Origin of the sequence: Brevibacterium metallidurans (assembly GCF_037101285.1) — a bacterium.
GTDB classification, from domain to species: Bacteria; Actinomycetota; Actinomycetes; order Actinomycetales; family Brevibacteriaceae; genus Brevibacterium; species Brevibacterium metallidurans.
The window spans coordinates 42,879-55,624 of record NZ_BAAAAF010000014.1 but is presented as its reverse complement, the minus strand read 5'-3'; the positions used below and the strand labels follow the sequence as shown (position 1 = coordinate 55,624).

General features: G+C 67.5%; 12 protein-coding genes. 8 read left to right on the top strand and 4 right to left on the bottom strand.

Features of this window, described 5'->3' with window-relative positions; genetic code table 11:
• The first annotated feature begins 33 nt into the window (after positions 1-33).
• Positions 34-1,566, top strand: coding sequence for a glycerol kinase GlpK (glpK, locus tag AACX88_RS14625; protein WP_119296375.1), 1,533 nt, complete (start codon positions 34-36; stop codon positions 1,564-1,566).
• 130 nt (positions 1,567-1,696) lie between these two features.
• On the opposite strand, the gene AACX88_RS14620 is transcribed toward glpK, so the two are convergent.
• Complete coding sequence (locus AACX88_RS14620; RefSeq protein WP_095376691.1) at positions 1,697-2,236, bottom strand: GNAT family N-acetyltransferase; 540 nt, start codon at positions 2,234-2,236, stop codon at positions 1,697-1,699.
• Between the two features lie 162 nt (positions 2,237-2,398).
• Here AACX88_RS14620 and AACX88_RS14615 point away from each other — a divergent pair, with 162 nt between their 5' ends.
• Both AACX88_RS14615 and proC read left to right on the top strand, forming a co-directional pair.
• Positions 2,399-3,508: a sugar phosphate isomerase/epimerase family protein gene (locus AACX88_RS14615; protein WP_119296399.1), complete on the top strand. Its 1,110-nt coding sequence runs from the start codon at positions 2,399-2,401 to the stop codon at positions 3,506-3,508.
• A 166-nt stretch (positions 3,509-3,674) separates the two neighbouring features.
• The gene (proC, locus tag AACX88_RS14610) at positions 3,675-4,511 is read left to right on the top strand and encodes a pyrroline-5-carboxylate reductase (protein WP_119296374.1); all 837 of its coding nucleotides are present in this window, start codon (positions 3,675-3,677) and stop codon (positions 4,509-4,511) included.
• A gap of 107 nt (positions 4,512-4,618) precedes the next feature.
• On the opposite strand, the gene AACX88_RS14605 is transcribed toward proC, so the two are convergent.
• Positions 4,619-5,497 carry a LuxR C-terminal-related transcriptional regulator gene (locus AACX88_RS14605; protein ID WP_009380593.1) on the bottom strand — a complete coding sequence of 293 codons (879 nt, stop codon included), beginning with the start codon at positions 5,495-5,497 and terminating at the stop codon, positions 4,619-4,621.
• Positions 5,498-5,607: 110 nt separating this feature from the next.
• Here AACX88_RS14605 and AACX88_RS14600 point away from each other — a divergent pair, with 110 nt between their 5' ends.
• From AACX88_RS14600 to AACX88_RS14590, 3 genes are all read left to right on the top strand, one after another.
• Positions 5,608-5,949: a DUF485 domain-containing protein gene (locus AACX88_RS14600; RefSeq protein ID WP_339393612.1), complete on the top strand. Its 342-nt coding sequence runs from the start codon at positions 5,608-5,610 to the stop codon at positions 5,947-5,949.
• A complete protein-coding gene (locus tag AACX88_RS14595) occupies positions 5,946-7,562 on the top strand; it encodes a solute symporter family protein (protein WP_339393611.1) in 1,617 nt (538 codons plus the stop codon). Before AACX88_RS14600 ends, AACX88_RS14595 begins: the two co-directional genes overlap by 4 nt.
• Before the next feature lie 480 nt (positions 7,563-8,042).
• Positions 8,043-9,104, top strand: coding sequence for a hypothetical protein (locus tag AACX88_RS14590; protein ID WP_339393610.1), 1,062 nt, complete (start codon positions 8,043-8,045; stop codon positions 9,102-9,104).
• Between the two features lie 74 nt (positions 9,105-9,178).
• On the opposite strand, the gene AACX88_RS14585 is transcribed toward AACX88_RS14590, so the two are convergent.
• Both AACX88_RS14585 and AACX88_RS14580 read right to left on the bottom strand, forming a co-directional pair.
• On the bottom strand, positions 9,179-9,841 hold the full coding sequence (locus AACX88_RS14585; protein WP_009380573.1) for a potassium channel family protein: 663 nt from the start codon (positions 9,839-9,841) through the stop codon (positions 9,179-9,181).
• Positions 9,834-11,252 carry a TrkH family potassium uptake protein gene (locus AACX88_RS14580; protein WP_051995634.1) on the bottom strand — a complete coding sequence of 473 codons (1,419 nt, stop codon included), beginning with the start codon at positions 11,250-11,252 and terminating at the stop codon, positions 9,834-9,836. Before AACX88_RS14580 ends, AACX88_RS14585 begins: the two co-directional genes overlap by 8 nt.
• Positions 11,253-11,310: 58 nt before the next feature.
• On the opposite strand from AACX88_RS14580, the gene AACX88_RS14575 reads away from it, so the two are divergent.
• Both AACX88_RS14575 and AACX88_RS14570 read left to right on the top strand, forming a co-directional pair.
• Complete coding sequence (locus AACX88_RS14575; protein WP_009380570.1) at positions 11,311-12,507, top strand: acetoin utilization protein AcuC; 1,197 nt, start codon at positions 11,311-11,313, stop codon at positions 12,505-12,507.
• Between the two features lie 138 nt (positions 12,508-12,645).
• Positions 12,646-12,744, top strand: a complete 99-nt coding sequence (locus tag AACX88_RS14570) for a 30S ribosomal protein bS22 (RefSeq protein ID WP_005504750.1) — start codon at positions 12,646-12,648, stop codon at positions 12,742-12,744.
• The last annotated feature ends 2 nt before the right edge of the window (positions 12,745-12,746 follow it).

The window sequence follows — 12,746 nt, the reverse complement described above, 5'->3', positions numbered from 1 at the left end:
CGCAGCCCGTGCCGATCGGACACAGGAGTCTTCATGAGCCAGGACAAGTACATCCTCGCAATCGACCAGGGCACCACCTCGTCGCGGGCGATCGTCTTCGACCACAACGGGCAGATCGTCTCGAGCGGGCAGCTCGAGCACGAGCAGATCTTCCCCCGCGCGGGCTGGGTCGAACACGACCCGAAGGAGATCATCCGCAACACCAACGAAGCGATCGGCCAGGCGCTGTCGCGGGCGAACATCAACCGCCACCAGCTCGAGGGCGTGGGCATCACCAACCAGCGCGAGACGACGGTGGTGTGGGACAAGAACACCGGCGAACCCGTCTACAACGCGATCGTCTGGCAGGACACGCGCACGCAGAAGATCGCCGACGAACTCGGCGGCGACGAGGGCGCTGACAAGTACAAGGACCGTGTCGGCCTGCCGTTGGCGACCTACTTCGCCGGTCCCAAGGCCAAGTGGATCCTCGACAACGTCGACGGCGCCAGGGAGGCCGCGGAGAACGGCGACCTGCTCTTCGGCACGATGGACTCGTGGGTGCTGTGGAACCTCACCGGTGGTGTCAACGGCGGAGTCCACATCACCGACGTCACCAACGCCTCGCGGACGATGCTCATGAACATCGACACCCTCGACTGGAACGAGGAGATCGCCGCCGACATGGGCATCCCGATGTCGATGCTGCCGGAGATCAAGTCGTGCTCGGAGATCTACGGCTACGGCGCGAAGAACACCCTGCTCATCGACACCCCGATCTGCGGCATCCTCGGCGACCAGCAGGCGGCGACCTTCGGGCAGGCGTGCTTCGAGAAGGGGCAGGCGAAGAACACCTACGGCACCGGCAACTTCATGCTCATCAACACCGGCACCGAGCCGGTGGCGAGCAAGAACGGCCTGCTCACGACCGTGGCGTACAAGATCGGCGAGGACGACGCGGTCTACGCCCTCGAGGGGTCCGTGGCTGTGACCGGTTCGCTCGTCCAGTGGATCCGGGACAACCTCGGACTCATCAAGGACGCCCCCGAGGTCGAGGTGCTCGCGAAGCAGGTAGAGGACAACGGCGGCTGCTACATCGTGCCCGCGTTCTCCGGTCTCTTCGCCCCGCACTGGGAGTCCGACGCCCGCGGCGTCATCGTCGGCCTCACCCGGTACGTCAATAAGAACCACATCGCCCGGGCCGCCCTCGAATCGGTCGCCTTCCAGTCACGTGAGGTCCTCGATGCGATGAACCTCGACTCCGGCGTCGAGCTCACCGAGCTCAAGGTCGACGGCGGCATGGTCGCCAACGAGACGCTCATGCAGTTCCAGGCCGACCTCCTCGGCGTGCCCGTCATACGCCCCGAGGTCATCGAGACCACGGCGCTCGGTGCCGCGTACGCAGCGGGCATCGCCGTGAAGTTCTGGAGCGGCGAGGAGGACGTGAAGAACAACTGGCACGAGGACAAGCGCTGGGTGCCGGAGATGGACGACGAGACGGTCGCCCGCGTCTACCGCCTGTGGAACAAAGCCGTCGACAAGTCCAAGGGCTGGGTCGACGAGGACGTCGAGGAGCTCTACGGCTGACGCGCGCCGTCTCAGCCGCCTTCCGGGCGCTCAGCCACCCTTCGCCGAGTGGCTGGGCGCCCTTCGGGTTGTCGGAGCCGGGTGTCTGTCGCCGGGTCAGCGGACCAGACCCCCGCCGAGGCGGCCAGACTCAGAGCTCGACCGTGTACATCCGCTCGGGCACCGCGGGTTCGACGCCGTCGTAGACGTGCGTGATCTCCGTGCGCGCCCACCCCTGCTTCTCGTAGAAGCGCATCGCCCGGTCGTTGCCCTCGGCGACCATGAGGTAGGCGCGTGCATAGCCGTCGTGGCGCAGCTCGTCCTCGAGTGCGGTGAAGAGGACGGCGGCGACCCCGGTGCCGAAGGCCTCGGGGGCGAGGTTGATATGGGCGAGCTGGCCGAGGTCCGCGGTGACGGGGAGACGGTCGAGCACCTCGGCGGGGTCACGGGGTGCGCTCACCCCGCCGAAGCCGAGGATCCGGTCGCCCGCGACGACGACGAAGTTGCGGACCCGGTTGTCGGGGTCGCTGAGCGCCTGAGTCCAGTTCGCGGCGAAACGGTCCTCGTCCAATCCGTCGAGGAACTCGTCGGCCATGATGCCGCGGTAGGCGGCCCGCCATGCGGCGACGTGGATCTCGGCGAGGCGGGGGACGTCGGAGACGCGGGCGGGACGGACGTCGGCAGGAATCATGGGCACAGACTATCCGGTCACCTCGGCGAGGGGGATTCCCAGACCACGGCGAGTGGGCGACTCCGCGGAGAAGGCGAGTGGGTGATTCCGAGGAGAGGGCGAGGGACGATTCCGAGGAAAACCGGAGCGGCAGGGCCGGCGAGGAGGACTAGACTGGTGGAGATGAGCAAGGCGAAGAAGTCGAAGTCGGGGCGCAAGGTTCTGACTGCGAAGAACTCGGCGCGGTCGAACTCCCGGCGCCACCGTGAGTTCTTCGCGGCGAACCAGGTGTACGACCACGACACCCATCACGTCTCCGACCACCCGATCAGGATCGGACTCTCCTCCTCGTCGGTCTCGCCGATGACCGTCGAGGAGACGTTCGCGCAGGCCTCGTCGATCGGCTACGACGGCGTCGAGATCATGGTCACCCACAACGCCGAGACGAGGGACGTCGACCTCATCACCGGACTCGCCGCGGACACCGGCCTCGACGTCATGTCGCTGCACGCGCCGACGCTGCTCTTCCTGCCCCGCGTCCTCCACAAGGACCACTGGGAGAAGCTGCGGATCACAGCGAACCTCGCCCGCGAGGTCGGGGCGACCACCGTCGTCCTCCACCCGCCCTTCCGCTGGCAGGGGGCGTACGCGCGCGAATTCGTCGACGGGGTGCGAGAGGTCTCCGAGGAGACCGGAGTCGTCCTCGCGGTGGAGAACATGTACCCGTGGCGGGCGGGAGTGCGCGAGATCCTCGTCTACTACCCCGACTGGAACCCGCTCGACGAGGACTACGACGCTCTCACCTTCGACTTCTCCCACGCCTCGACGGCGGGGATGAACGCGCTCGACACCGTCGCCGAGATCTTCCCGCGCCTGCGCCACGTCCACCTCACCGACGGTGCGGGCTCGCTCAAGGACGAGCACCTCGTGCCCGGGGCGGGGACCATGCCCGTGGCCGAGACGCTCCAATACCTCGCGAAGCACAACTGGTCCGGCGACGTCGTCGTCGAGGTCAATACCCGCTTCGTCGCCAAGAAGTCCACCCGTGAGCAGATGCTCGCCGACTCCCTCGCCGTCGCCCGCAAGCACCTCGGACTCGACGGTGTGCCGGGGGAGGGGTCGGGGTCCGCGGGCTCCGGAACCGGGGCTGCGGGCGCTGGTGCACCGGACGGTGGGACCTCCCACTCAGAGCCGACGACTCCTGGGGAGGCGTCGCCTGTGGAGACCTCGCCGGAACCGGGGACTTCTCACCGGTCAGCGTCGTCGAAGCGCGCCTCCGCCGACGCGAGCTGACCATCTGACCTCGTCACCTGCCTGCGCCGTGCCTGCGGCGTGCCCGCACGGAGGGCACCCCTTCGGAGTTCCGCCCACTCTTGTCGCGCGGTCGCGGCACCGATTTCGCGGTCACCGGCTCCTCTGACACCATCGGGGAGGGACGACTTCAGAAAGGCTGACCTCCATGACCACGATCGCTTCCATCGGCACCGGCAATATGGGCACGGCGCTCATCAAGGGCATCCTCGACGCGGATCCGAGCATCGAGGTGCGGGCGACGACGCACTCCGCCGCCTCGGCGCAGCGCCTCGCCGCCGCCCTGCCTGCCGCCACCGTCACCTCGGTGGAGGATGATCCCGACGCCAACCGGGCGGCGGCCGAATCCGCGGACTTCGTCTTCCTCGGCGTCAAGCCGTGGATGATGGCCGAGACCGTGCGCGACCTCGCCCCCGCCCTGACCGGGCAGTCCGTGCTCGTGTCGATGGCCGCCGGCGTCTCCGCCGCCGACCTCGCCCGACTCGCCCCGAACAGCCCGATCGTGCGGATCATGCCGAACACCCCGAGCGCGATCGGCCACGGCGTCATCGCCCTGTCCCCGGCTCCCGGAGTCGACCCGACCGCCGCCGCGACTCTGCGCAGGCTGCTCTCGGGCGCAGGCCTCGTCGTCCCCCTCGACGAAGCCGAGATCCCCGCCATGACCGGGATCTCCGGGTCCGGTGTGGCGTACTTCTTCCTCCTCGCCGAGGCGATGATCACCGCCGGCGTCAAGCTCGGGCTCACCGAGGAGACTGCAGCGAAGATGGTCGTCGCCACCGCCGACGGCGCCGGACGCCTGCTGGCCGACAACCCTGACCCCGCGGCCCTGCGGAAGGCCGTGAGCAGCAAGGGCGGGACCACCCTGGCCGCGCTCAACACCTTCATCGACGGCGGCATCTTCGACCTCGCCGAGGCGGCCGTCACCGCGGCCGCTGACCGCTCGCTCGAGATGGAGAAGGAGAACTCCGCCGCGATCGACGGGTGATCCGATCGGGCGGATGCGTTCCGAGGCGTTCGGGTTGCTGCGTTCCGAGCCGGCCCAGCGGCAACACTGCTGTGTCCGGCGGCCAGGGTGCCGTGCCGAGCGTCGTGTCAGGGCAGGATGCCCGCGGCTCGCGCGATCGACACGGCCTCGTGTCGGGTGCGTGCGGTGAGCTTGACCATCGCGGTGTTGAGGTAGGACTTCACGGTCGACTCCCGCAGTCCCAGTGCCTCGGCGATGCGGGCGTTCGACCATCCCAGGGCCACGTGCGAGAGGATGTCGGTCTCCCGTGGTGAGAGGCTCACCGACGTCGTCGGCTCGGGAGCGGACTCCGGGTTGTGCCCGGAGAGGATGTCGGCGAGTCGGGTCTCGATCGAGGTCAGCCGTTCGCGGGTGGCGTCGTCGGCGACGTCGGAGCGGATCGCCCGCAGCTCGGCGAACGTGCGGCGCAGCGCTTCGCGACTCGAGGAGTCGAGGTCGGCGAGAGGCTCGACGACCGGGGTGACCGGCTGCGGTCGGCGCAGTCCGAGGCGCCCGAGGTCGACGGAGAGCTGTCGCACCCGGCGGACGAGGTCGCCGGTCTGCGGGGCCGCCTCGGCGTAGGCCTTGCGATGTCCGCAGTAGACCATCCCGGTGACCTCGCCGCCGAGGAGGGTGGGGACGGCGATGAGCACCTGGATGCCCTCGCCGAGGACCTCCTCGTCGTAATGGTGCGTGATGAACGGGTCGATCTCGTAGTCACGGGTGAGCTGCGGGGTGCCCTCGGTCAGGGCGCGCCCGCCGAGGCCGCGGCCGGTGCTGACGATGAGGGAGGCCAGACCGTCCCGGCTCGCTCCGGCGACCGCCTCGACGGCGACCGCCCCCTCTTCGACCATGCCGCCGAAGACGACGTCGCCGGTGCCGTTCGCGTGCAGGGAGTCGACCGCCTCGGCGAAGAGACGGCGGGATTCGGATTTCAGCGCCCGAGCTTCCTTGGCCATGACGTTCATGTGAATACGCTACCAACTTTCGGTGGTATTCCCCATGACCGAGCGGACGATAGGTTGACGATGTGTGATTCAGACCACTGACGCTCGAACCACATTCGAATGGAGAAACCATGTCCGATCCGTCGCCGAGAGGGGTGGACTTCCTCGCCGAGGAGGAGAACCCCGAATTCAAGGCACTCAAGCGCAAGCGCTTCTCAGTGGTGATCCCACTGTCGATCGCGTTCCTTGCGTGGTACTTCCTCTACGTCATCCTCAGCACGTACGCGCACGACTTCATGTCGACGAAGGTCGTCGGGGAGATCAACGTCGGCCTCGTGCTCGGCCTGCTGCAGTTCGTCACGACGTTCGCGATCACGATGTTCTACGTCTCGTTCGCCAACAAGAAGCTCGACCCACCGGCCACCGCGATCCGTGAGCGCCTCGAACAGGAATCGGAAGGAGCGACCCGATGATCGACGTCCTCACCCAGGCGACCACCGAGGTCGAGAACAACCCCGTCCTCAACATCACGATCTTCGCGGCCTTCGTCGCGGTCACCCTCTTCATCGTCCTGCGGGCGAGCCGGAACAACAAGACCGCGTCGGACTACTACGCGGGCGGACGGTCGTTCAGCGGGCCGCAGAACGGGTTCGCGATCTCCGGCGACTACCTCTCGGCGGCGTCGTTCCTCGGCATCTGCGGGGCGATCGCCGTCAACGGCTACGACGGGTTCCTCTACTCCATCGGCTTCCTCGTCGCCTGGCTCGTCGCGCTCCTGCTCGTCGCCGAGCTCATGCGCAACACGGGCAAGTTCACGATGGCCGATGTGCTCTCCTTCCGCCTCCGGCAGCGCCCGGTGCGCATGGCCGCGGCGATCTCGACGCTGGCCGTGTGCTTCTTCTACCTGCTCGCGCAGATGGCCGGAGCCGGCGGTCTCGTCTCGCTGCTCATGGGCATCGACGGCAAACTCGGACAGTCGCTCGTCATCGCCGTCGTCGGCGCCCTGATGATCCTCTACGTCCTCGTCGGCGGCATGAAGGGCACGACCTGGGTGCAGATCGTCAAGGCGGTCCTCCTCATCGCCGGAGCCGGGGCGATGACGATCTGGGTGCTCGCGCTCAACGGCTTCAACCTCTCGACCCTGCTCTCCAACGCAGTCGCCAATGCCGCCGAGGGAGTGGGGGAGGGCGTGCTCAATCCCGGACTCCAGTACGGGTCGAACCCGCTCGACTTCATCTCACTCGCCCTCGCGCTCGTCCTCGGCACCGCGGGTCTGCCGCACGTGCTCATGCGCTTCTACACGGTGCCCACGGCCCGGGAGGCGCGGCGGTCGGTGGTCTGGGCGATCTGGCTCATCGGCGCGTTCTATCTCTTCACCCTCGTCCTCGGCTACGGTGCGGCCGCGCTCGTCGGCGCCGATGCGATCAAGAACGCTCCCGGCGGGGTGAACTCCGCGGCTCCGCTGCTCGCCCTCCAGCTCGGGGGTCCGCTGCTCATGGGCTTCATCTCCGCGGTCGCGTTCGCCACGATCCTCGCCGTCGTCGCGGGGCTCGCGATCACCGCAGCCGCATCCTTCGCCCACGACATCTACGCGAGCGTGATCAAGAAGGGCAAGGTCGAGGACCCCGACGCTGAGGTGAAGATCGCCCGCCGCACCGTCGTCGTCATCGGCGCGGTCGCCATCCTCGGCGGGATCGGGGTGCAGGGACAGAACATCGCGTTCCTCGTCGCGCTCGCCTTCGCGGTCGCGGCGAGTGCGAACCTGCCGACGATCATCTACTCGCTGTTCTGGCGCCGCTTCACCACGCGCGGTGCGGTGTGGTCGATCTACGGCGGACTGGGCTCGGCGATCCTGCTCATCGCATTCTCCCCGGTCGTCTCCGGTTCCGAGACCGCGATGATCCCCGGCGCCGACTTCGCGATCTTCCCGCTGTCGAACCCCGGCATCATCTCCATCCCGCTCGGGTTCATCCTCGGGTGGCTCGGGTCGATCACCGACAGGACGGTCGAGAGTCCCGAGCTGGCAGCCGAGATGGACGTCCGTGCCCACACCGGCTTCGGCGCCGAGGCGGCCGTCGAGCACTAGACGAGGTGAGGCGCGCCGGTCGGCGCGGCGCTGCGGCGGGCGGCCGTTGCGGCGCTGCCTCCGACGCCCCGCTGCCGACGCCCCGCTGACCCGCTGCAGCGGCAACCGCTCGGTTCTGATCCCCAGGGAGGACTCTGATCCATACCATAGGGATCGGAACCGAGCGGTTGTCATCTCTGCGACTTGCGCTCGCCGAACTGTGGATGACACTGCGACCAGCCGCCGGCGTCTGGGGCTCGCGCTCGGCCGACCAGTCGCGCAGTCGGTTGGGTCTGGGACCGGCGCGACGGGCATCGTCCGCGCTCGGGTGCCCTGTTCTCCCGCTGCCCGCCGTCCGCAGCGACCGGCGCCACTTCTGTGCGATCGGCTGTGGGAATGTCTGCGACCGGTGCTCAGATCGCCTGAGGACGCCGACGAACACTCCACAGGCCGACTGCGTCCCCATTGACGTTGTCGAAGTCCCGCGGTGACCGTGTGCAGATGTACAACGTCATCCGCTCACAGGAGCTTCGAGCACATGGAGTGCACAGCCGAGTCGTCAAGTCCGCGGTGGACTGCTGTCTGCTCAGACTCACCCGCGGGATGTACAGCGTCATCCGCCGGTGCGAGAATCCCCAGCATGCGCGGATCGCCGAGCTGATCACCGATGAGGACTGGCTGCGGCGAGTCAGGGAGCACGCTCAGAGCACACAGAAGCACGACTACGAATACGCCGACCTGCTCGAGAAACTCAAGATCGCGTCCTACCCCCACTACCGGGTGGATGACGTCATCTGCGGCGTCTCTGCGGCTCGCATCCACGACCTGCCGTTGTATCGTGTGGGAACCCAGCGCATCCACATCGCCTCGCCATCGCACAGACTGAGGACCGGCATCGTCAGCCGGACGACGCGAGAGGTGCCTGCAGCCGACACCGTCATGGTCGGCAAGATGCGACTCACCTCACCTGCGCTGACAAGCCTGGACCTGATTCCGCAGATCGGGGAGCCGGGGGCGTTCGCCGCGATGGAATCGGTCGTGAGGCGCTCAGTCTTCGGGGCCGAGGAGGCCAGTGCAGGGCGATTCGGATATCCGCCCGACGTGGGGCAATTGGAGCGGAAGGCGGTGGAGGAGCACTTCGCCCCCGTGCTCGCGCGTCTGCCCAAGGGGCGGGCGCGTGCCGCGCGGCTCATCGGTCGGATCGGCGCTCGCTCGGAGAGTTACGCGGAGAGCCGGTGCTCCTACAACCTCAGCCTCCTCGGGCTCTGCGGGTTCGAACAGCAGGTGCAGGTCCACGAGAAAGGCCGACTCGTCGCGCGCGTCGACTTCATGGACCGGGTGGCGAAGACTGTGCTCTTCGTCGACGGGGCCGCCAAATACGTGGAGAACGGGGGAGCGCGGCTGCAGAAGGAGGCGACTCAATTCAACCGCCTGGTCGCCTTGGGCTACCGCATCGTGAGGTTCACCTTCGCCGAGGTGATGGACCTCGAAGCATTCGCGACGAAGCTCTACGGGCAAGCTCCGTGGCTGCGAGGGCGCGTGACTCGCAATCGCTCGGTGTGAATCCGTATGGCATGGATCGATCCATGCCATACGGATTCACACCGAGCGGTTGCCCCAGGAGAGCGCGGCGCCCCCTACGGGCGTCCGGCGAAGCGGCTGAGGAGTTCGACGTTGCCCGCGACGATGAGGAGGTCCTGCTTGCCGACGCGGGTGGTCGGTTCGGCGTAGGTGAAGTCGCGGCCCGGGCTCTTGATGCCGACGATCGTCACGCCGTACTTGTCGCGGACCTTCGCCTCGCCGAGGGTGAACCCCTGGATCTCCCGCGGTGGGCGCATCTTCACGACCGCGAAGTGGCCTTCGTCGAACTCGATGTACTCCATCATCCGGGAGCTGACGAGGTGGGCGACGCGGATGCCGGCATCGGACTCCGGGTAGAGGACGTGGTGGGCGCCGATGCGGTGGAGGATCTTGCCGTGGGCCGGGGAGATCGCCTTCGCCCACACCTGCGAGACCCCGAGGTCGACGAGGTTCGCCGTCGTGAGCACGCTCGCCTCGATCGAGGTGCCGATGCCGACGACCGCGGTCTGGAAGTCCGCGGCACCGACCTGGCGCAGGGCGTCGATGTTCGTCGAATCGGCCTCGACGACGTGGGTGAGTTTGCCGCTCCAGTCCTTGACGAGCTCGGCGTTGTGCTCGATGGCCATGACCTCGCGTCCCAGTCGCGTGAGCGTGACCGCAGTCGCCGAACCGAAGCGTCCGAGCCCGATGACGAGGATGGAGGAGTTCTCGTTAGCCAACGACCGGCCTTTCTTCGGGGTAGCGGTAGAGACGGGCAGAGTCCTGCATCGACAGGGCTGCCGCCAGTGTAATCGTACCGAGACGCCCGATGAGCATGAGGACGGACAGCGTGTAGAGCCCCGGTTCCGAGACCGAGGCGGACACGCCGGCGCTCAGCCCGACGGTGCCGAACGCCGAGATCACCTCGAAGAGCACTCGGTCGAGGGATTCGTCGCTGATCTGGAGCATGACGAGGGTGCCGACGAAGACGATCGTCGCGCCGGTGAGCAGGATGGAGATCGAGAGTTTGATCGTCGAGGCGGTGAGCCTGCGACCGAACACGTTGACATCGGTGAGGCCCCGCGCTTCGGCGTAGGCGGCGAGGACGAGCACGGCCACTGTGGTCACCTTGATGCCGCCCGCCGTCGATGACGACCCGCCGCCGATGAACATCATCACGTCCATGAGCAGGTGCGTCGACTGGCTCATATCAGCGACATCCATCGTCGAGAACCCGCCCGAACGCGGCATCACGGCCATGAAGAGGACCTCCATGAGCGTGTGGCCGGCGTTCTTGTCCCCGAGGGTCTTCGGGTTGCCCGATTCGAAGAGGAGGAGGAAGACGAACCCGAGCGCGAGCACGATCGTCGTCGTCGTCAGGGTCAGGCGGGTGTGCAGGTCCCAGTTCTTCGGCCGGTTCCAGTTCATCGCGATCATGAGGACGACGGGGAACCCGAGGGAGCCGACGAAGACGCCGATCATGATGAGCGAGAGGATCCACGGATCCTCGGAGAAGTACTCGGCCCCACCCGGGTGGATCGTGAAGCCGGCGTTGTTGAACGCGGAGATCGCGTAGAACACCGAGTACCAGATCGAATCGCCGACGCTGTCGCCGCGCATGAGGAAGCGCGGGAAGAGGAGGATCGCCAGGATCGCCTCGGCGGTGAGGATCGTGACGAAGACCGTCTTGAGCAGGGTGCCGACCTGACCGAGGTTGAGCGCCGAGGTGGCCTGCTGGGCGATGAGGCGCTGCCGGACTCCCAGCCGCCTCGAGACCGCCATCCCGAGCAGCGAGGCGAGGGTGAGGATGCCGAGACCGCCGACCTGGATGCCGGCGGTGATGACGGAGATGCCGAAGTCCGACCAGTAGTCCTCGGTGACCACCGGGGTCAGGCCGGTGACGCAGACCGCGGAGACGGCGACGAAGACGGCGTTGGCGATGTGCTCGGAGAGAGGGACCGATGCGGGGTCGCGCATGCTCGCCGGCAGCATGAGGATGACGGCGAAGACCGCGACGACGGCGACGAACGAGACGATCGCCAGCCGCGCGGGGGAGGCGACGGCGAGGTCGTCGACGAAGTCGCGGACCCAGCGCCCCGGGCGCAGGAAGCGGTCGAGGCTCCAGGGGGAATTGGTGGACACAGACTCCATGGTAGGACGGACGAGGGGCGAATCCCCGTAGGTGAGCCGCGCCATATAGCATTGCCCCATGGCAGATAGCGATGTCTACGTCGTCTGGGACGAGGCGGTGACCGGGTACGACTTCGGTCCCAGCCATCCGATGCACCCCCTGAGACTCGACCTCACCGCGAAGCTTGCGATCGACTTCGAGCTCTTCGACCGCGACGGCGTCGACGTCCGCTCCATCTCCGACCTCGACGAGGCGGCGCTGGCCCGCGTCCACGACGACGACTACATCACCGCCGTCAAGGAGGCGGGCAGTCCCGCCGGTCTCGACCATGGGGAGGCGGAGCGGTTCGGGCTCGGCACCGACGACGTGCCCGTGTTCGAGAACATGCACTCCGCCTCGGCGATGCTCTTCCAGGGGTCGGTCGATGCGGCCCGGGCGATCACCAGCGGCGACTACCGCCGCGCGGTGAACTTCTCCGGCGGCATGCACCATGCGATGGCGGATCGGGCGAGCGGATTCTGCGTCTACAACGATGTCGCCGGGGCGATCACCGAGTTCCTCGACGCCGGCTTCGAGCGCATCGTCTACATCGACCTCGACGCCCACCACGGTGACGGCGTCGAAGCCCTCTTCTGGGATGACCCGAGGGTGCTGACGATCTCCATCCACGAGTCCGGCAAATACCTCTTCCCCGGCACCGGGTACCCGGCAGACATCGGCGGACTCCGGGCGGCCGCCTCGGCGGCGAACATCGCCCTGCCCCCGCGCACCGGCGACGAGGACTGGCTGCGCGCCTTCGACGCCACCGTGCCCGCCCTCGTCGAGGCCTTCTCCCCGCAGGTCATCGTCTCCCAGCACGGGTGCGACGGACACCGGATGGACCCGCTCACCCACATGCGTCTGAGCATCGATGCGATGCGCGTCGCCACCGAACGCGTCCGCCGGCTCGCCGAGGACCATGCCGAGGGCAGGTGGCTCTCGACCGGGGGAGGAGGGTACGCGATCATCGATGTCGTGCCGCGCGCCTGGACGAACCTCATCGCCATCGCCGCCGACGCCGACATCGACCCGGGGACACGGATCCCCGGGCGCTGGGCGCACTACGCGCAGACGAAGACCGGCCGCGAAGCGCCGCTGACGATGACCGACGGCTTCGACGGCTCCTTCACCCCGTGGTCGCACGGATTCGACCCGGAAACCGAGCTCGACCGCGCGGTCATGGGCACCCGGAAGAACCTCTTCCCCTTCTTCGGCCTCGACCCGTACTTCGACTGACCCGAACGGCCTCCGCGCCCGCTGTGGATCTCGACACAGTTTTGGGAAAGAACGGGCCGGGGCGATAGAATTGCACGGTTAGTTCAAAGGGTGGGCACCTGAAGTTCACCTCCACCGACAAGCACAAGGGGTACCCGCGTGGGCTCAGTCATCAAGAAGCGCCGCAAGCGTATGTCGAAGAAGAAGCACCGCAAGCTGCTTCGCAAGACACGTCACCAGCGTCGCAACAAGAAGTAAGA